Here is an 18,822-nt window from a genome sequence, read left to right on the forward strand (position 1 = left end):
TTGACATAGTCTTTTCTCGTCGCTATACTAAAGCCAAGAATATGAACTTGGTTGGCACAACGGCGTGCCTCTTAATTCAGGCAATGGAGCCTATCCTGCTTTGTCATGACGACAGAGCGGGGTAGGCTTTTTATGTTTTTATACGAGGAGAGAGACGCGATGAGACAACGATTGGTAATGATCGGCAACGGCATGGCTGGCGTTTCGTTCGTGGAGCAGCTGTTGAAGCTGAATCCAAAGAAATTCGACGTCACTATTATCGGCGCTGAGCCGTATCCGAACTATAACCGGATTATGCTCTCGTCTGTACTAGCTGGCGACGCGAAGATGCAGGATATTATTCTGAATGATTGGGATTGGTATAAGGAGAATCACATCACCTTACACACGGGCGAGACTGTGACTTCGATTGATCCAGCTGCGAGAGCTGTCATAACGGAACAAGGCGCTACGATTCCTTATGACGAGCTGGTGCTGGCTACCGGCTCGTTGCCTCTCATGCTTCCTCTGCCTGGGGCGGATAAAGAAGGCGTCATTGCATTTCGGGACATCAAAGATTGCGAGACGATGATTGAAACCGCGAAGCATTATCGCAAAGCAATTGTAATCGGCGGCGGGCTGCTCGGACTTGAAGCGGCAAGCGGATTAATTCATTTGAATATGGAAGTGAGCGTCGTTCATAAGCATGCTCACATTATGGAGCGTCAGCTCGATGCGACCGCCTCGCGCATGCTGCAAGAAGAGCTGGAGCGGCAAGGGATGCGGTTCTTGCTGCAAAAGCAATCGGACACGATTCTTGGAGATGCTCGGGTGAGCGGACTCCGCTTTAAGGATGGAACGGAGGAGGAAGCTGATCTCATCGTGATGGCTGTCGGCATCCGGCCGAACATGCAGCTCGCAAGCGAGAGCGGCGTTCAAGTGAATCGAGGCATCGTCGTAGACGATTATATGCAGACGAGTATTCCTCATATCTATGCGGTCGGCGAGTGCGCGGAGCACAGAGAGAAGTTATATGGTCTGGTTGCTCCGCTTTACGAGCAAGGCGCGATTCTCGCCAAGAAGCTAGCGGGGGTTGCGGTAGAGGGCTATAAAGGGTCGATCGTTTCCACGAAGCTGAAAGTATCGGGCGTGAATGTATTTTCGGCGGGCCGTTATGCAGATGGACCGGGAACGAAGGCGCTTCGTGTGCAGGATGATTTGGAAGGTGTATATAAGAAAATCGTGTTTGAGAACGGCAGAGTCGTAGGCGCGGTTCTGTTCGGGGATACAATCGAGAGCTCTAAAGTGTACGCAGCGATACGGAGTGGAGAAGATTATTCGGGCCGTGAGAAAGAAATTCTATTCGGCGGAGCAGTTGGGTCAGCTAGCGGCGGCGGGCGGAGCTTGAGCGAAGCTGATCTTGCAGCGGCGATGAGCGGAGACGAGATCGTCTGCGGCTGTAACGGGGTCGCGAAGGAAACCATTGTAACGGCTATTATGGAAAAAGGCTGCGTCAGCGTTGGCGAAATTAAAGCGTGCACGAAAGCATCCGGCAGCTGCGGAACTTGCAGGCCGCTTGTGGAAGCGATACTTGCGGCGACGATTGGAACCGAGCAAATTGCATCGGTGAAGGAAGGGATCTGCGGGTGTACGGTGCTTGCGCGCGATGATGTCGTCGAGGCTATTCGCCGCATGAGGCTGACAACGACCAAAGAAGTGATGCATGTGCTCGAATGGAATAATCCCGAAGGCTGCTCGAAGTGCCGCCCTGCACTTAACTATTACATCGGCATGATCTACCCGGAAGACCATGAGGATGAATTGGAATCCCGGTTCGTCAATGAGCGCAATCACGCGAATATTCAGAAGGACGGAACGTTCTCGGTCGTTCCTCGTATCTACGGCGGCGTAACAACCCCGGGAGACTTGAAGAAGATCGCATCTGTCGCGGAGAAATATAACGTGCCGCTAGTTAAGATTACTGGCGGTCAGCGTATTGACCTGCTTGGCGTGAAGAAGGAGGATCTTCCGAATGTATGGAAGGATCTCGATATGCCGTCAGGTTATGCTTACGGAAAAGCGCTGCGGACGGTGAAGACATGCGTCGGCAATACATTTTGCCGGTTCGGCACGCAGGACGCCATTAAGATGGGTATTGACTTGGAGAAGAAATTTGAACGGTTGAATACGCCGCACAAGGTGAAGCTAGCTGTCTCCGGTTGTCCGCGGAACTGCGCGGAAGCAACGATTAAGGACCTCGGCGTTGTTGCGATTGATGGCGGCTGGGAGCTTTATGTGGCTGGCAACGGCGGAATGCGCGTGCGAGCAGCGGATCTGCTTACGAAAGCGAAGACGGAGGAAGAAGTGCTGGAGTGGACCGGCGCTTACTTGCAGTACTACCGCGAGACGGCGAATTTTGGCGAACGGACAAGTGAATGGTCGCTCCGAGTCGGTCTCGATACGATCAAGCTGGCGCTCGCGAATCAGGCAGATCGCGATGCGCTCAACGAGCGAATTGATGTGACGCTTGGCCGTACGCAGGATCCGTGGAAGCAAATCGTGGAGAACGATGATCTCCTTAGCGCCTTCGAAGCGCTTACGGCGCCGGTATCCTCAGAAGCAGCCGCAAGCAACGAGTCAGATGTATCGAACACGAGAGGGGGCGCTAAGGATGAATGAAGTCATCATTGGACATGTGTCCGAATTTCCGGAGCGCAGAGGGCGGGTCGTTCGTTTAGGCGATCTTGAGCTTGCGATGTTCAAGCAATCCGATGGCACGGTCACAGCGATTGAGAACCGTTGCCCGCATAAGGGAGGCAAATTGTCGGAGGGTATAGTGTGCGGGAGCCATGTATATTGTCCGCTTCATGACTGGAAGATCGGCTTGAATGATGGACTCGTGCAAGCCCCGGATGAGGGCTGTGTGGAGACATTCCCTGTCTATATCGACGAGAGAGATAACGTTGTACTGCGGATCGACCTGAGCGAGCCCAAAGTATCATAGAGGAGGAAAGCGTTATGTCGCGATTAGATGGCAAAATCATTGCAGTGACCGGTCCGCGAAAAGCAGAAGAGCTTAGCCGTATGATCGGCAAATTCGGCGGTAAGGCTGTAATCCGTCCAGCGCAAGGGACGGTGTTTCTCGATGATTCGCAGATTGAGCAGCAGCTGCGGGCGCTCATTGAGCATCCGGCTGATTGGCTCATCCTCACGACAGGCGTCGGTACAGAAGCGTTATTGCAAACCGCGGAGAAGCTTGGCTTAACCGAGCCGTTTCTCGCTGCGCTTGGCCGGATGAAGCTGGCAGCCCGCGGTTACAAGACAGTGAATGCGCTCCGCAAGCTCGGGCTAGTGCCAGAAGCACGCGATGAGGACGGCACAAGCGCCGGTCTGATGCGTGCTTTAGACAGCTATGACTTGCAGGGTTGCCGTGTTGCGCTTCAGCTTTATGGCGATCCTGCGCCGAAGATTACCGGTGAACTGGTGCAGCGCGGCGCTGTGTGCGAAGAGCTTCTACCCTATCGGCATATCGCGCCGGCTGACGAAGTGATAGAGCAGCTGCTTCACGAGATTATGCATGAACAGATCGACGCTGTAACCTTAACGAGCACGGTACAGGTTCGTTATGTGATGGGCTGTGCGGCACGTCTCGGCATATTGGAAGCGGTGCGTTTCGCTTTTGCGACCAGCGTGCTTGCGGTTGCGATTGGCAAAGTGACTGCGGAAGCGATGAGAGAAGAAGGCGTCGCGCGGGTCCTATTCCCTGAGGAGGAGCGCATGGGCAATATGCTCGTCGCGATGAGCAAATATTACAACGAAACCGACGAGCAATTGTTAGCTGCTAATTGAATCAGGTGTGGAGCGGAGTGGCGTGCGTATCAAATAACAAGCGGTTCACAGAGTGTCCGAGTGAGAAGTCTTTGGGACTTCGGCTCGGACATTCTTTTATATTGCTCTCCATTCTCACTCGGTAGAGCCTCTCAAGAAAGTCGTCGAAGAAGTCTTCTATTTATGCTAACTTAGTAGAGGTATAGAAGTATAAGCAAGCAGGTGGAGGAGGTTAAGTAGCTGAATGACGACTCATTACGCTTGGTCAGGCTCCAAAGTCAGGCTGCGTCCGGTAAAGCCGGAGGATTGGGCAGATTTTCACAACAATGATTTCGATTCCGAGAATGCAAGATTATGCGATGAGATTCATTTTCCGCGCTCGGAGGAAGGAACGGGGATGTGGGCGGTACAGCAGGCGCAGAACGGCCCAGACGGAGATAATGTTTTTCTGGCTATTGTAACCCATGACGGGACGCTTGTCGGTAGCATGAACACGATGAGCTGCAATGCGCGCACCGGAACGTTCAAATATGGGATCTCTATCTTTCGAGAGCATTGGCGGAACGGCTATGCCACGGATGCGGTGAAGACGGTGGTGCGCTACTACTTTGAAGAGCTCCGCTATCAGAAAGTGAATGCGTCTGTGTATGCGTTTAACGACGGGTCGGCCGCACTCCAAGAGCATCTTGGATTCCAGCTGGAAGGCACGCTGCGCAATATGATCTACACGAAGGGCCGGCATTACGACGAGTACGTTTATGGCCTGACAAAGGCTGAATTCGAACAATTATACGGATAATCCTCACAAGACTGCCGATTTAGGCAGTCTTGTTCTTTTTAGTCACTTGTTCGACTAGGCGCTTACGCAGCATAATCGAGCATATAAAACGATCGATGATTGGGGGATGCATGTTGATGCCGAAAGTGACAGCAGCGCTAATCGGAGCTGGTCAGCGAGGGGCTCGCGCGTATGGTCCGTATGGGCTTGAGAATAACGATTCATGCGCCAGCGGAAGGGCATGGGGGAGGTGATTTCGGCATAATGCGAGACTTCATTAAACTGGTGAGTGAAGGCGGCAAGGAGGCGAGTCTTACAGGAGCGAAAGTGTCCGTTCAGAGTCATCTGATGGCATTCGCGGCTGAGAAATCACGTCTCGAAAGTCGTGTTATTGATATGGAGCAGTATCGGCAAGAGCTGCTTGGATAGCTTATTTTATGCTGTTTGACGCTTGAGAACGGACTGAACGAATCCCTCATTTGTTCAAAATGCATGAGAAGTGACTGTTTTGTTACAAGGCGTGTCAGCCGCAGCGTGATTGCTGTCGAAGCTCGGCCAATATAAGGAAATAAGCCGACAGCATGAGTCAAACACGGAATAGGTATTTAGTCCCCTAGTTCTTAGTGCCTGTTTGTGTATCGCGCTGATAAAGCGTATTCAATGCTAGATTTTCACGAAAAAATAACATGAATTTGGAAATAGAGACATGGGACATCTGCTGCAGATGAGCCCTTGTCTCTATTTTTTTTTACCTGCATCGTTCGAGCAAATTTTCAGCCAGATCCCTTTATAATGCGTAAATATGCGGCAGGTGTTTAGCGATTGTAGAGCGGCCGCAATGATTAAAGGGGGTACGTTGTCGTTTGGAAGAAATCATTCGATTAAAGCAAGAAGGATTGTCTCAGCGGGAAATTGCAGCGCGTCTTGGTATTAGCAGCAGTAAGGTCAGGTATCATCTGGCGAAGCATGGGCTTCTGCCACAGGGTAGCCGCAGCAGCGGAAGAAACGGTGAAAATGTAGAAGCTCCTGATGTGGACTTTGCATACTTGCCGCACGCTGCAGGCCTCAATCAGGACAGGCTCGTGCTGCTCCCGAGAGATCCGAATACCTTATATGTCTATTGGATGCTGACCGAGCGGCGAATTCGGATGATTGAGCAGCATTTTCACTGCGCATGGCATGAGCTGCCCAAATGGCTGCGGGTATATGACGTATCGTACACGTCATTCAATGGCGATAACGCGAACCGGTCATGGGATATTCAGGTGGCTTCGGATGCAGACAATTGGTTTGTTAAAGAGTTGTCTGCGGGAACGGTCTTCTGTGTCGATTTCGGCACGACTTCGATTGACGGCAGATTCATTACGCTGCTTCGCTCCAATGTAGCCAAGACGCCGAGGCTTCGTGGCGAGCACAGCTACGCTGATCATAATAGCGTGTGGGCAAGTGTTGAGCCAATCAAGCAGCCCGATTGGGCTGAATCGTTCACCGGGTACTCCATTGCAGAATAAACAGCCGGAAAGGAAGTCTACTGTGGAAAAAGGTTATCTCTCCATCGTGCTGCACGCACATTTGCCTTATGTGCACCATCCTGAAAGTGAACGCTATATCGAGGAACGCTGGCTGTTTGAGGCCATTACGGAGACGTATATTCCGCTGCTCGACATGATGGAAGGGCTCGCTCGGGATGAAGTGGCGTTCCAGTTGACGATGTCGATGACGCCGACGCTGCTGTCCATGCTCGCAAGTCCGCTGCTGCAGGAGCGGTATGTTAAACATATCGATCAGCTGATCGAACTAGCAGATAAAGAGATTGCTAGAGTACAAGAAGATGAAGCGCTGCTGCCGGTGGTCATGATGTATGCGGAGAAATTCCGTCATATGCGTCGGCGCTTTGTTGAGACATACAGCAGTTGCATCATCAAAGGCTTCAAAGCGATGTCGGATCAAGGCTATTTGGAGATCATCACCTCATCCGCAACGCATGCCTTCTTGCCATATATTCGCACGGAGCAAGCGCTGCGAGCGCAGATCGAGAATGCGGTGAAGGTGCATCAGGCCCATTTCGGCAAAGCGCCGCGCGGCATATGGTTGCCGGAATGCGGATACCGCGAGGAGCTTGATCATGTGCTTCGGGAATTCGGCATCCAGTTCTTCATGACGGATAGCCATGTGTTCCGGCACGCGGATCCATCGCCGGCTCAAGGCGTATATGCGCCAATCGTAACTCCCGGAGGTATCGCCGCATTCGCAAGGGATGAAGAAACATCGAAGCAAGTATGGAGCGCGCAAGAAGGCTATCCAGGTGATTACGATTACCGGGAATATTACCGTGATATTGGCTACGAGCTCGATATGGACTATTTGAATCCCCATCTCCCGATTGACGGGCTGAGATTGAACACCGGGATGAAATACTGCCGCATCACGGGCAATAACGCCGAGAAGCAGATATACAATCTGGACTGGGCACGCCAGAAGGCCCAGCACCATGCAGGCAACTTCATGTTCAACAGGGAGAAGCAAACGGAGCATCTAGCGGGGAACATGCACCGCAAACCGATCATCGTCGCGTCGTATGACGCGGAGCTGTTCGGCCATTGGTGGTACGAAGGGCCGATGTGGCTGGAAGAGCTGTTCAGAAAGCTGGATTCCGAGCAGCAGACGGTGAAGCTGTCGACGCCAGCGGCTTATTTGGCGGAATATCCGGTCAACGAACAGTGTCGTCTCGCATTCTCGACGTGGGGAAGAGGCGGATATGGCGAAGTATGGTTGAACGATACGAATCAGTGGATCTATCGTCATCTACACAATATGGAAGAGCAGATGATCGAGCTTGCTGATCGGTATCCAGCAGCGGATAGTCAGACGACAAGAGCGCTTAATCAAGCGGCACGCGAGCTGCTGCTGGCGCAAAGCAGCGACTGGCCGTTCATTATGGATAATCGCACAATGGTAGATTACGCCGTTAGACGAGTGAACAATCACGTCGGCCGTTTCGGTCGGATCTATGAAATGCTGCGGGCGGGATTCATAGATGAGCGCTGGCTAGCTGAGGTTGAGCTTCGAGATCATCTGTTCCCGGAGATGGATTACCATGTTTATCACTCCGGTAGATACACCGGCAGCGATAACATCGTCCATTTACAAGCTTCATCGTCAGGCTTCAAAGTGCTCATGCTGGCGTGGGAATATCCCCCGATGGTTGTCGGCGGTTTATCGAGACATGTCTATGATCTAAGCCGCACGCTTGCACGACTTGGAACAGAAGTCCACGTCATCACGTGTCATGTGGACGGCTGCCCGGCGTATGAGGTTGATGGCGGGGTCCATGTGCACCGCGTGCGGGCCTATCAATCTGCTAATCTCTCGTTCATGGAGTGGATTCTGCAGCTGAATCTCGTTATGACAGATTACGCTTCGCATTTGATCAGCCATTATGGCGTGTTCCAGCTGATTCATGCCCATGACTGGCTCGTGAATCAAGCGGCGAAAACGTTGAAGTACCAGTTCGGCTTGCCGTTAGTGGCAACGATTCACGCGACCGAGCATGGCCGCAATCAAGGCATTCGTACGGAGCTGCAGCATCAGATTCATCATCAGGAGTGGGAGATGACCTATGAAGCTTGGCGTGTCATCGTGTGCAGCGAGTATATGGAGAGAGAATTGCAGGGGCTTTTCCAGCTGCCAGCGGATAAGCTCGATGTCATCGCTAACGGTGTGATTATAGATGACTTCCAAGTACTTGATTCCGCAGAAGCTGCTTCACAATCCCGAGAGCCTTTCGCGCTGCCTGATGAGAAGATCATCTTCTATGTCGGCAGAATGGTAAGAGAGAAAGGCGTTCATGTCCTGCTCGAGAGCATTCCTGCTGTGCTCGCGGCATGTCCGGATGCGAAGTTTGTGCTAGCGGGCAGAGGACCGATGCTGGATGAGTTGAAATCCCGTGCATTCGAGCTTGGTATTCGCGATAAAGTCTTTTTCCCTGGATTTATAGACGACAGCACAAGAAATCGGCTGTTCCGGTCAGCCTACGCCGCTGTTTTCCCGAGTCTCTACGAGCCATTTGGCATCGTCGCGATTGAGGCGATGGCAGCTCAGCTCCCGGTTATCGTGTCTGGTGTCGGCGGGCTAGCGGAAATCGTCCAAGACGGTGAAGATGGCTACACGGTTCTACCAGGTGATGTGCAGTCTTTAAGTTCGCGGCTCATTATGATGCTGCAGGATGAGTCCAATGCCGAAGCGATGGCGAGAAATGCATTCCATAAAGTGCTTGATCACTATGATTGGAATACGATCACGCGCGAAACAATCGGCACGTACCGCCGAGTCGTACTGGAGCAAGCACAGCTGCAAGCCAGCAAGGAAGCGGCTGCCACAATTGAAATTACAGGAGGGCTACAATGAAAGCTGTCATTATGGCTGGTGGAAAAGGAACCCGACTTCGTCCATTAACGAGCAATACACCGAAACCTATGGTTCCTCTCTTGGACCGTCCGGTCATGGAATACACGATTGCACTGCTGAAGAAGCACGGCATTACGGACATCGCGGTAACGGTGCAGTTCATTCCTGAAGCGATTCGGAATTATTTTGACGATGGTTCGGATTTCGGTGTCCGTCTTCATTATTTCGAAGAGCAAAGCCCGCTCGGCACAGCCGGCAGCGTGAAGAATGCAGAGCAGTTCCTGGATGAGACGTTCGTGGTCATCAGCGGTGACGCGCTCACGGATTTCGACCTTACCCGCGCGATTGCGTATCATCGGGAGAAAGAGTCAGTCGCAACGCTCGTGCTGACGCAAGTAGACAGCCCGCTGGAGTTCGGCGTCGTGATGACGGATGAGAATGGCCGCATCAATCGGTTTCTCGAGAAGCCGAGCTGGGGCGAGGTGTTCAGCGATACGGTCAACACAGGCATCTATATCTTGGAGACGGAAGTGTTCCAGTATTCGGAGAAGAATGAAGAGTTCGACTTTAGCAAAGATCTATTCCCGATGCTAATGAAGAATAATCGTCCGATGTATGGCTATGTAGCGGATGGATATTGGTCGGATATCGGTAACTTGAACCAATACAGGCAGACACAGTTCGATATGCTGGACGGTAAAGTCGCTATCGAATTGCCAGGACATGAGATCGCGCCAGGCGTATGGGCAGGCGAGCGTGTGAAGATTGATCCGACCGCTTCGATTATCGGTCCAGCCTATATCGGGGAGCGCAGCGTCATCGGGAAACAGGCTATGATTGGCGAATATAGCATTATTGGCGGCGGGTCGATGATTCTGGATCGGGCATCCGTAGAAAGAACCGTGCTTTGGAAGCACAATATGCTGGATAATAACGTGGAGATCAATGGCGCTACGCTATGCCGCAATGTGATTTGCCGTTTCGGCGCTTCGATTCGAGAAGATGCGGTGCTAGGCGACAATTGCGTTGTTGGCATTCATAGCGTTGTATCCTCAGGCGTGAAAATGTTCCCGAACAAGTCGGTAGAAGACAATGCCGTCTTGAAGCATTCGCTCATTTGGGGCGAGCAGGCAGCGAAGACGATCTTCGGGCAGTTTGGCGTCAAAGGCGCATGCAACGTCCATATGACGACCGGCTTCGTGAATCGATTGTCGATGGCGCTCGGCACTGCGCTTCCGCTGGGGGTTACGGTCGGTATCGGCTATGACGCGGCGCCGTTCGCTGAATTAATGGCGGAAACGTTCGCTGCCGGACTTCATGCTTCGGGTATCCATACGTATCATTTTGGCGCAATCACTTCCTCCATTGCCCGCTATGCGACATGTCATCTCGATTGCACAGCTGGCATCTATATAAGAATGACGGAGGAAGATGGAGAAGAGCAAGCGGTCATTGAGTTTCTGGATGAGCAAGGCTTGCCGATTACGAAAGCGATGGAGCGCAAAATCGAGAACGCCTACGTGCAGGAGGACCAGCGCATCATCAAATTGAGCGAGGTCGGGCGCAAGCGCACTTGCCCGGAAGTGGGGCGGCTATATCGCCGCGATCTGCTCGAAGCCGTGGATACACAGCTTATCGCAAGTCGATCGTATAAAGTAGTGACGGTATATAACGGGCATAATCTGAATCATGTACTGCCGGAGTTTCTACAGGAGCTGGGCTGCCGCGTCATTCAGCTGAACAGTGTCGTAACGGAACCGGCGGAGCTTGCACATTGGGTGCGAGACAACGGTGCTGATTTTGGCGTCATGCTCGACACGAACGGGCAGCGGATTCAGCTTGTCACGGAGCAGGGGGAGCTTATCTCGGATGAGCTTACTCACATGCTTCAGATGCGCATCCAGCTGCAAGCTTCCAAGGACGACATCATTCATGTGCCGGTTCATTTTCCGGAGATCGCAGAACGGATGGTTGCGCAGAGCAATCGTAAGGTAGCGCGGACGAAGGCGGACACGCGTTCCATCCTGGAGAGCTGTCAGCAAGGCGGCTTCCATGTCTATCTCGACGGTATCTATACACTCGTTCGCAGCATGGAGATGATGGCGTTCATGGGGACGACGCTATCCGAGCTTGTCAAGACGATACCTGCTTTTGCGCTATTGAAGGAAAAGGTTGACTGCCCTTGGTCAGAAAAAGGGAAGGTTATGCGTTTCTTGATGCAGGAGACGAAGGGGAAGCATGTCGAGCTTATCGATGGAATCAAAATCTTCCATGACGAAGGCTGGACGCTCATTCTTCCTGATCATGAGAAGCCGATCTTCCAGGTATATGCGAATGCACAGTCGCAGCTGGCAGCCAAGCAGATGGCGGCGTCTTATGCGGATAAGATTCGTAAGTATCGGAGCAGTTAGTTGAGGAACAAGCATATCTAAAGCAGCTACTTTTCAATTTCCAGAGGCTATGATATGGTGAAATAAATGCATACGGTTGTGAAGTACACACCGCTCTTTCTGGACACGACGTGTCCCGGAATGGGCGGTTTTTTTTATTTTACTTAGCGATGAGCGTAACAGATATGAATTTTCAGATGGCTTATCAACAACGGTTTGAGAAGCAGCTAGTCAACGCACAAGGTGATAGAAAGCATCGGCTCGAGGAGGGGCACGGTCATGCGGAGAAGGATCATCTCATCATCGACGGTTGGCAAATCCTCAGCTTTGCTTACGATGAAGTGAACGAACGACCGCGAATGTGCGAACAAACGCTGTACCGGATGACAAACAAGAAACAACTGCTCCTGCTGGGTAAGGTATCCAAAAGATCCATATGTGCCCACAGCTACAGAACGTTGGTTACTCAATGAATAGAAAAAGCAAAAAATATAAATAATTGATATGAATAGTTGTCTAACTCACCAAGAATCATTAAAATACAGGTAGGGTCTAGGGGATATCATGCCTCTGCCTAAGATAAGAGTGTATGTAATGGAAACAACTTACAAACAGGTTCAGAACGAGCTTACGAGCCACATTGGCAGATTGCTGAGAGAGGCTTTCGGCAAAGGGCCACAGTCCATCTACGTCAGCATTAACAAGCCTTTCGTGGTTATTTATTTACGTAACTTCCTTTCGCCAACGGAAAAGATTTTACTTCAGCAAGATCAGATCTATTCGATCCAGAACACGAGAGATTTGTTAATGAAGTCGTTATTTCCGGAGATGAAAGCTTACATACTTTTGCTTACAGGGTTGAATACTCAGGAGTTCTACTATGACTGGGGCTTGCACAATCAGTCCGGCGTCATGGTGGCGATTGAATCCGAGGAAGAGCACGCACATGCAGCAAGCATACAAGCTACGTATCCCGGCCAAGAAGAACTTCATCAAGAAATTGACTTGATCAGTCATAACGTCGAGAAGAAGCCGGAGAAAACGTATTCATATCAGATTAACGATCGAACATTTGTCGTTATTCGCAACGGGATTTTGATTAGCATCGAAAAAGAATTAATTCGTATCGGACATGAAGAGACGCTGAAGCTGGCAAAGCGAAATTTGGAGAAAGGCCATCTTCATCGGAACAATCGTTTCTCGAAGATACTACATGCAGGCGTAGTTGATGTATTCGTCGATTGGGATTTCCATCTCGATAAATCCGTCATAGTCCTCATCCTGCATCCAAGTTCATAAAGGGACTTAATGAACCAGAGACAGTGCTGGACATAAGCCTGAGTAAGAGCCCGCGTGAGGCTTTTATTTAGGCTTTTCTCATTTTTAACTATGCAGAAGGAGTGTTATCTGTGTACATGAACCATTCATATGAGTCAGAGCAAATTGAGAGTATCTTTGATAATCCGATACCAGAAGAATATTGGCAGTTATTTGAGATTTCGCCAGGTGGGGTATCCATCGCTACGGATCGAAACTGTACCACAATCATTCACAATCGGAAAGCGTCGCGAATGCTCCGTATACCGGCAGGAGGAGTATTCTCTCACTCATCACTAAAGCCGCCTAGCGTCAGAGTGTTTCGAGAAGGAATCGAGCTGCTAGCGGACGAAATGCCGATGCAGCGCTCCGGATGCGATAGAGAAGAAGTGCAGGATGAAGTTTTGGAATTTGTATGGGAAGATGGTCATCGCACGGTTTCTGTTTGGAACTCCACTCCTATTCTAGGCAATGAAGGGGAAGTGCTCGGCGTGCTCGCGACATCGGAAGAGATCACGCGGTTCGTGCTTCGGGAGCGAGAGACTCAATTGGATAAAGAATATTTGGAGACCGTCGTTAGCGAGAAAATCGAGGAACAAACAAGGCTCCGCAGCGAGGTCGAGCGGCTGGATCGGTTCAGCTTAGTCGGACAGATGGCAGCCAGCATAAGTCATGAGGTGCGGAACCCAATTGCCACGGTCAGGGGGTTTTTGCAGTTAATGCAGCGGAACCAGACATACAACGAGTACTATTACAAGCTCCTCATCAGCGAACTGGATCGCGCCAACGAGATCATTGGCAATTTCCTGTCGCTCTCGAAGCAAAATGATTCGATGGTTCGAGTGGAGCAGGACCTATCGGAAACATTGGGAGTCGTGCTCCCTTTGCTGGAAGCAGATGCAACGATGATGGGGAAGAATGTGGTGTTTATCGAGAAGTCTGTATCGGTTGTCCCGCTTAACTCGAAGGAAATTCAACAGGTTCTCATTAACCTGGTAAGGAACAGCCTCGAAGCTTCTGAGAAAGGCTCTACTGTCATTGTTGAAATATACGAGAATCAGGATCAAGTAGGCTTTTCCGTTCAGGACGAAGGCTCAGGTATCCCGAAGTCAATTATTGATCAGATCGGTACTCCTTTCTTGACGACGAAAGAGAAGGGGACGGGTCTTGGCCTGTCGATCTGCTTTGATATTGCTAGACGGCATTCCGCAGAAATTCAGATTAAGAGCGAGTCTACGGGGACGACATTTACGTTTGCATTTTCCAAGCCGGCGCTCTGAATAATCTTGTTGCATTTTCCAAAAAGGTAGACTACACTTGTCACAATTGAATAAACGCGGGAGCTTGCGGAATGCAGGCTGAGAGTACGGCTAACCTGTCGTAGACCGTTTAACCTGTTGGGTAATGCCATCGTAGGTAGGGTACTGCTAAAGCATGCGTTAATTAATGCGCTCTGCCTGCGACTAATTTGTTGCGGACGGGGCGTTTTTTGTTGCTCAGGCATGTTAATGCTTGAACTATATCATGTGAGGGAGAAGTGGGTCAGATGAATAATCAAGAAGTGGTACAGATTTGGTCGAAAATGAAGCAGGTGAATCCGCTCGTTCACAATATTACGAATGTGGTCGTTACGAATTTTACAGCGAATGGGCTGCTCGCGGTTGGAGCGTCGCCAATTATGGCTTACGCCAAGGAAGAAGTCGCTGACGTTGCTTCATTCTCAGGCGCGCTCGTGCTCAATATCGGCACATTGAACAACACGGAGATCGAGGCAATGAAGCTGGCTGGCGCTTCCGCCAATGCACACGGAGTTCCTGTTGTGTTTGATCCAGTTGGCGCAGGCGCGACAGCTTACCGTACACAGACGGCAAGAGATCTGATGAGTACGCTACGCGTTGATATTGTTCGCGGTAATGCGGCAGAAATCGCTAATGTGGTGGGTCGTGAATGGAGCATTAAAGGCGTGGACGCAGGTGAAGGAAACGGCGATGTGCTAGAGCTTGCGAAGCATGCGGCGGAGCAGTTGAATTCCGTTGTCGTTATAACCGGCAAAGAAGATGTAGTCGCGGATCGCACATCCGCTTACGTCGTTCGTGGCGGCGACGCGATTTTAACGCGTGTTACCGGCACGGGCTGTTTGCTCACTTCGGTGATTGGCGCATTCGCAGCGGTCGAAGCTGATTTCGCGAAGGCTGCAGTCGCAGCGCTTGTTATGTATAGCGTAGCAGCGGAGCTCGCAGCGGCGAAGACGGCGGAGCAAGGGCCAGGCAGCTTCCAGATTGAGTTCTTGAATCAATTGGCTCGCGTATCGGCTGATGATATTGAACGTCTTGGTCAAGTGGAGCGAGTTGACGGATGACAATTGCACGCGCACTTACAATAGCAGGGTCAGACAGCGGGGGCGGCGCTGGCATTCAAGCCGACCTCAAGACGTTTCAGGAGCTGCGCGCATTCGGCATGTCGGCGATTACAGCCGTGACAGCTCAGAATACGCTTGGTGTACAAGGAATTTATCCACTGTCGACTGAGGCCGTGGCGCAACAGATTGATGCCATCGGTGAAGATATCGGTGCAGATGCCGTGAAGACAGGTATGCTCTTCTCCAGCGACATCATCGTCTGCGTAGCTGAGAAGCTGCAGCAGTATAAATGGGATAAAGTCGTCGTCGATCCCGTTATGATTGCCAAGGGTGGTGCAGCGCTGCTGCTTAAAGAGTCGATTCGCGCTTTGAAGCAATCGCTTCTGCCGCTTGCGTATGTGGTGACTCCGAATATTCCAGAGGCGGAGCTGCTAACAGATATGCAGATTATCTCGCTGGAAGACCGCAAGGAAGCTGCAAGGAAGCTAATAGCCTATGGTGCGAAGAATGTGGTGATGAAAGGCGGGCATGATCCGGCCGAAGCAGATGAAATCGTCGATCTGCTCTATGATGGCCGCGATTTCTACGAATTCCGCAGTGAGCGCAAGGCGACGCGGCATACGCACGGGACAGGTTGCACATTCGCAGCTGCAATCACAGCGGAGCTGGCGAAGGGGCAATCGGTTCTTGATGCTGTACCGGTTGCCAAAGCATTCATCCAAGCGGCAATTGAAGATACGCTGCATCTCGGGCAAGGGCATGGTCCAACGAATCACTGGGCTTACCGGGATAGAAGGAATAACAGATGAGTGAACTTACATGGCACGATTCGGCGATCCGAGAGGCGCTTAAAGTGTATTTCATAATGGGCAGCAACAATTGTTTGAAAGATCCGCTGCAAGTGCTGGAGGAAGCGATCGAAGGCGGTATTACGCTATTCCAATTCCGAGAAAAAGGAACAGGTGCGCTGAAAGGCGAGGCAAAGGTGGAAATAGCCTCGCGGATGCGTGAGCTGTGCCGACGGCATGGCATTCCTTTTATCGTGAATGATGACGTGGAATTGGCCATTGCGATTGACGCGGATGGCGTACATGTCGGGCAGGAGGACGAAGGCGCAGCAGCGGTCCGTCAGCGAATCGGCGGCAAGCTGCTCGGTGTATCGGCATATAACGTGGCAGAGGCGGAAGCTGCGATTCGGTCTGGCGCTGATTATATTGGGGTCGGTCCATTGTTTATGACGCAAACGAAGGAAGATGCCAAGGAGGCATCGGGGCTGCAGGTGCTTGCTGAGATGCGAGAGCAAGGCATCCAAATTCCGATTGTCGGCATCGGCGGCATAACGGCTGCGAATGCGGGACAGGTCATCCGCGCTGGAGCGGACGGTGTTTCCTTCATCACCGCGATCTCACATGCGGAGGATCCGACTGGAGCTGCACGAGAGCTGCGGCAAGCTGTCCAATCTGTAAGAGAGGACTAGCGGCTATCGAATGCGATTCTAGTAGGCGCGGCCAACGTGCTTTTGTATCAATATCTTCAATTGCTTCTTGCGAAGCTACCTAGCTGGATCAAACCATAGGCCAATTAACACAGATTGAGACGAAGGAACCCGCTGCACCGTTTGGTGCAGCGGGTTTTTCTCTCGTAGTTTGTCTAGTTTTGTCAAATCACAATTCACGTCTTGAAAGCGCTATAATAATTGAGTATTCTAATAGAGATGTTGAAACGTTTCAATTGGTTCCAATAAATCCAGTTATTTAGGAGAGGATTATTGAAGTGAGCAATTCGTCTATCTATCGAGTCGCTTTTATCGGCTGCGGGAAACGTGCACATGAGCACGCCATCGGCATTAAAGCCGACAGCAGACTTGAGGTTGTTGCCCTATCCGATATCTCAGCGGCATCTGCAGAAACATTGAGTAAGGAATTTGGATTCCAAGCTAACATTTATACAGATCACAAGGAAATGCTTGCTAAGGAGAAGCCGGACGTCGTTCTGATCTGTCTCTGGACACCGCTTCATCTGCCCGTATTCCGGGATTGTGCAGAAGCAGGGGCGAAGGCTGTCCTCTGCGAGAAGCCGATGTCGGCTACTTGGGGCGAATGCCAGGAGATGAGCCGCATCGCGGAAGAGACGGGCTGCCAGCTGACATTCTCGTTGCAGCGCCGCTTTGCCAAAGGCAACCAAACGGTACGCCGACTCATCGGGGAAGGCCGTATCGGTCAAGTTATTCGCATGGATCTATATTCGCCGCCTAATTTATTGGACTGCGGTATTCATACATTCGATCAAGCGATCAGTTATATGAACGAGACATCGGCCAAATCGGCACTCGGCGCTGTTGATACAACTGAAATTTACAACTGGTTCAACGTACCGTCTGAGTGCGGCGCGTCTGGTCAGGTTGTTTTTGCCAATGGCGTTCAAGCGAACCTCTACTCCGGTGCCATCGATACATGGGAACCGGATGGCGACGTGTCCAAGATCTGGGCAGGCGTTCGCGTAATCGGCTCAGAAGGATTCATCGAAGTAATGTGGGATGGCCAAATCGTCAGGGGCGTGAACTATGCAGATCCGTCCTGGAAACCAGAGATGGAATTATCCTCCATGTCTGATCAGATGATTGGGTATGTCAGCCAGACGATAGACAGTCTGCAAACTGGTGAGGAGCCGGAAGCTTCGCATCGGAAAGCGCTTCGCGCCTCAGAGATTATTTTCGCAGTATATGAGTCGGTACGCCGGAATGCGCGAGTCATGCTGCCGCTAGCCGATGTAACGGACAGCCCTTTCATTACGATGCTTGAGAACGGCCAATTTGCCAAATAGGAGCGTGTAATTGACGATGACTAGACCAAAACTCGGATTAATCGGTATTGTTCATGAAGAAGCGAAGCAGGATTTCTGGGGTACGATGGAGCGTGTGGCTGCAATCGGCTATGAAGGTATTGAAGGCGGCTCAGAGCTGCTGAATGGGGATGTGAAGGCGAACGTTGCACGGTTCCACGAACTGGGACTTCAAATCGCAACGCACAGCGTGAACAAGGAACAGCTTCGCGATCAGAAGCTGCTGGACAATGTCATTCGTGAAGCGCATGCGCTGCAAACGAAAGATGTAACTTACTGGTGGGAGGTTGCCGAGTCACGTGATCAACTGCTGCTCGACGCTGAGCTGTATGATGCAGCAGGCGCTCGTTTCGCTGCGGAAGGGCTGCGTTTCTGCTACCACAACCACGCGCATGAGTTCCAGAAGACATTCAATGGTTTGTACGCGCTCGATATATTGGCGGAGCATACCGATCCGCGCAATCTGTACTTTAGGCTCGATGTTGCTTGGATTACGCTTGGCGGCGCAGATCCGGCGCATATCCTCCGCAAGATGGCAGGCCGTGTGCCAGCGATTCACTTGAAGGATGTCTACGGTACAGATGAGATTGGCAAATGGACGGCAGTGGGAACCGGTGTCGTACAGATAAAAGAATCCATCGAAGCAGCACAAGAAATCGGTGGTGTCGAGTGGATGACGGTCGAGCAGGATCAGCTTCGCAATCTGTCTGGTTTAGAAACGGCAACCGTGAGTTACTTGAATCTGAAAGAGAAGGGCTTGCTGTCGTAAGAAACAGCTTTACCCAAAAAACCCGCCAGCAATTTGGCGGGTTTTTATTTTTTCACACCGTGCCTGCCCGTTATCAGTTAAGATAAAATTAATACCTAGTTTACATTTCGTTTAGATGCATCCGCTATGCTGATGATACAAGATGCAATGGAAC

Annotated in this window: 16 protein-coding genes; all 16 read left to right on the forward strand. The window is 51.3% G+C overall.

What is annotated here, in order from left to right:
• Positions 1-159 precede the first annotated feature (159 nt).
• The 16 genes from nirB to AC0LWF_RS12490 all read left to right on the forward strand — a co-directional run bounded on the left by nirB (position 160) and on the right by AC0LWF_RS12490 (position 18,668).
• On the forward strand, positions 160-2,658 hold the full coding sequence (nirB, locus tag AC0LWF_RS12415; RefSeq protein WP_474651845.1) for a nitrite reductase large subunit NirB: 2,499 nt from the start codon (positions 160-162) through the stop codon (positions 2,656-2,658).
• Positions 2,651-2,983, forward strand: a complete 333-nt coding sequence (gene nirD / locus AC0LWF_RS12420) for a nitrite reductase small subunit NirD (RefSeq protein ID WP_474651846.1) — start codon at positions 2,651-2,653, stop codon at positions 2,981-2,983. The genes nirB and nirD overlap by 8 nt, the downstream gene beginning before the upstream one ends.
• Positions 2,984-2,997: 14 nt before the next feature.
• Positions 2,998-3,828, forward strand: a complete 831-nt coding sequence (locus tag AC0LWF_RS12425; protein WP_474651847.1) for a uroporphyrinogen-III synthase — start codon at positions 2,998-3,000, stop codon at positions 3,826-3,828.
• Positions 3,829-4,051: 223 nt separating this feature from the next.
• Positions 4,052-4,606 carry a GNAT family N-acetyltransferase gene (locus tag AC0LWF_RS12430; protein WP_474651848.1) on the forward strand — a complete coding sequence of 185 codons (555 nt, stop codon included), beginning with the start codon at positions 4,052-4,054 and terminating at the stop codon, positions 4,604-4,606.
• Between the two features lie 171 nt (positions 4,607-4,777).
• Entirely contained in the window at positions 4,778-5,014 is a 237-nt protein-coding gene (locus AC0LWF_RS12435; RefSeq protein ID WP_474651849.1) for a hypothetical protein, read from the forward strand.
• A gap of 434 nt (positions 5,015-5,448) precedes the next feature.
• Entirely contained in the window at positions 5,449-6,096 is a 648-nt protein-coding gene (locus AC0LWF_RS12440) for a DUF4912 domain-containing protein (protein ID WP_474651850.1), read from the forward strand.
• Positions 6,097-6,118: 22 nt separating this feature from the next.
• The gene (locus AC0LWF_RS12445; protein WP_474651851.1) at positions 6,119-8,992 is read left to right on the forward strand and encodes a 1,4-alpha-glucan branching protein domain-containing protein; all 2,874 of its coding nucleotides are present in this window, start codon (positions 6,119-6,121) and stop codon (positions 8,990-8,992) included.
• Positions 8,989-11,403: a sugar phosphate nucleotidyltransferase gene (locus AC0LWF_RS12450; protein ID WP_474651852.1), complete on the forward strand. Its 2,415-nt coding sequence runs from the start codon at positions 8,989-8,991 to the stop codon at positions 11,401-11,403. The genes AC0LWF_RS12445 and AC0LWF_RS12450 overlap by 4 nt, the downstream gene beginning before the upstream one ends.
• A gap of 164 nt (positions 11,404-11,567) precedes the next feature.
• A complete protein-coding gene (locus tag AC0LWF_RS12455; RefSeq protein ID WP_474651853.1) occupies positions 11,568-11,855 on the forward strand; it encodes a hypothetical protein in 288 nt (95 codons plus the stop codon).
• Positions 11,856-11,976: 121 nt separating this feature from the next.
• Positions 11,977-12,681: a Na-translocating system protein MpsC family protein gene (locus AC0LWF_RS12460; protein WP_474651854.1), complete on the forward strand. Its 705-nt coding sequence runs from the start codon at positions 11,977-11,979 to the stop codon at positions 12,679-12,681.
• Between the two features lie 116 nt (positions 12,682-12,797).
• Positions 12,798-13,979 (forward strand): ATP-binding protein, encoded by a 1,182-nt coding sequence (locus AC0LWF_RS12465; protein WP_474651855.1) that lies wholly within the window; start codon positions 12,798-12,800, stop codon positions 13,977-13,979.
• Positions 13,980-14,245: 266 nt separating this feature from the next.
• Positions 14,246-15,058, forward strand: a complete 813-nt coding sequence (gene thiM, locus AC0LWF_RS12470; protein WP_474651856.1) for a hydroxyethylthiazole kinase — start codon at positions 14,246-14,248, stop codon at positions 15,056-15,058.
• Complete coding sequence (gene thiD / locus AC0LWF_RS12475) at positions 15,055-15,867, forward strand: bifunctional hydroxymethylpyrimidine kinase/phosphomethylpyrimidine kinase (RefSeq protein WP_474651857.1); 813 nt, start codon at positions 15,055-15,057, stop codon at positions 15,865-15,867. The genes thiM and thiD overlap by 4 nt, the downstream gene beginning before the upstream one ends.
• Positions 15,864-16,535 carry a thiamine phosphate synthase gene (thiE, locus tag AC0LWF_RS12480; RefSeq protein ID WP_474651858.1) on the forward strand — a complete coding sequence of 224 codons (672 nt, stop codon included), beginning with the start codon at positions 15,864-15,866 and terminating at the stop codon, positions 16,533-16,535. Before thiD ends, thiE begins: the two co-directional genes overlap by 4 nt.
• Before the next feature lie 296 nt (positions 16,536-16,831).
• Positions 16,832-17,881, forward strand: a complete 1,050-nt coding sequence (locus AC0LWF_RS12485) for a Gfo/Idh/MocA family protein (protein ID WP_474651859.1) — start codon at positions 16,832-16,834, stop codon at positions 17,879-17,881.
• A 16-nt stretch (positions 17,882-17,897) separates the two neighbouring features.
• Positions 17,898-18,668 (forward strand): sugar phosphate isomerase/epimerase family protein, encoded by a 771-nt coding sequence (locus AC0LWF_RS12490; protein ID WP_474651860.1) that lies wholly within the window; start codon positions 17,898-17,900, stop codon positions 18,666-18,668.
• The last annotated feature ends 154 nt before the right edge of the window (positions 18,669-18,822 follow it).

Source organism: Paenibacillus sp. sgz302114, assembly GCF_056120345.1.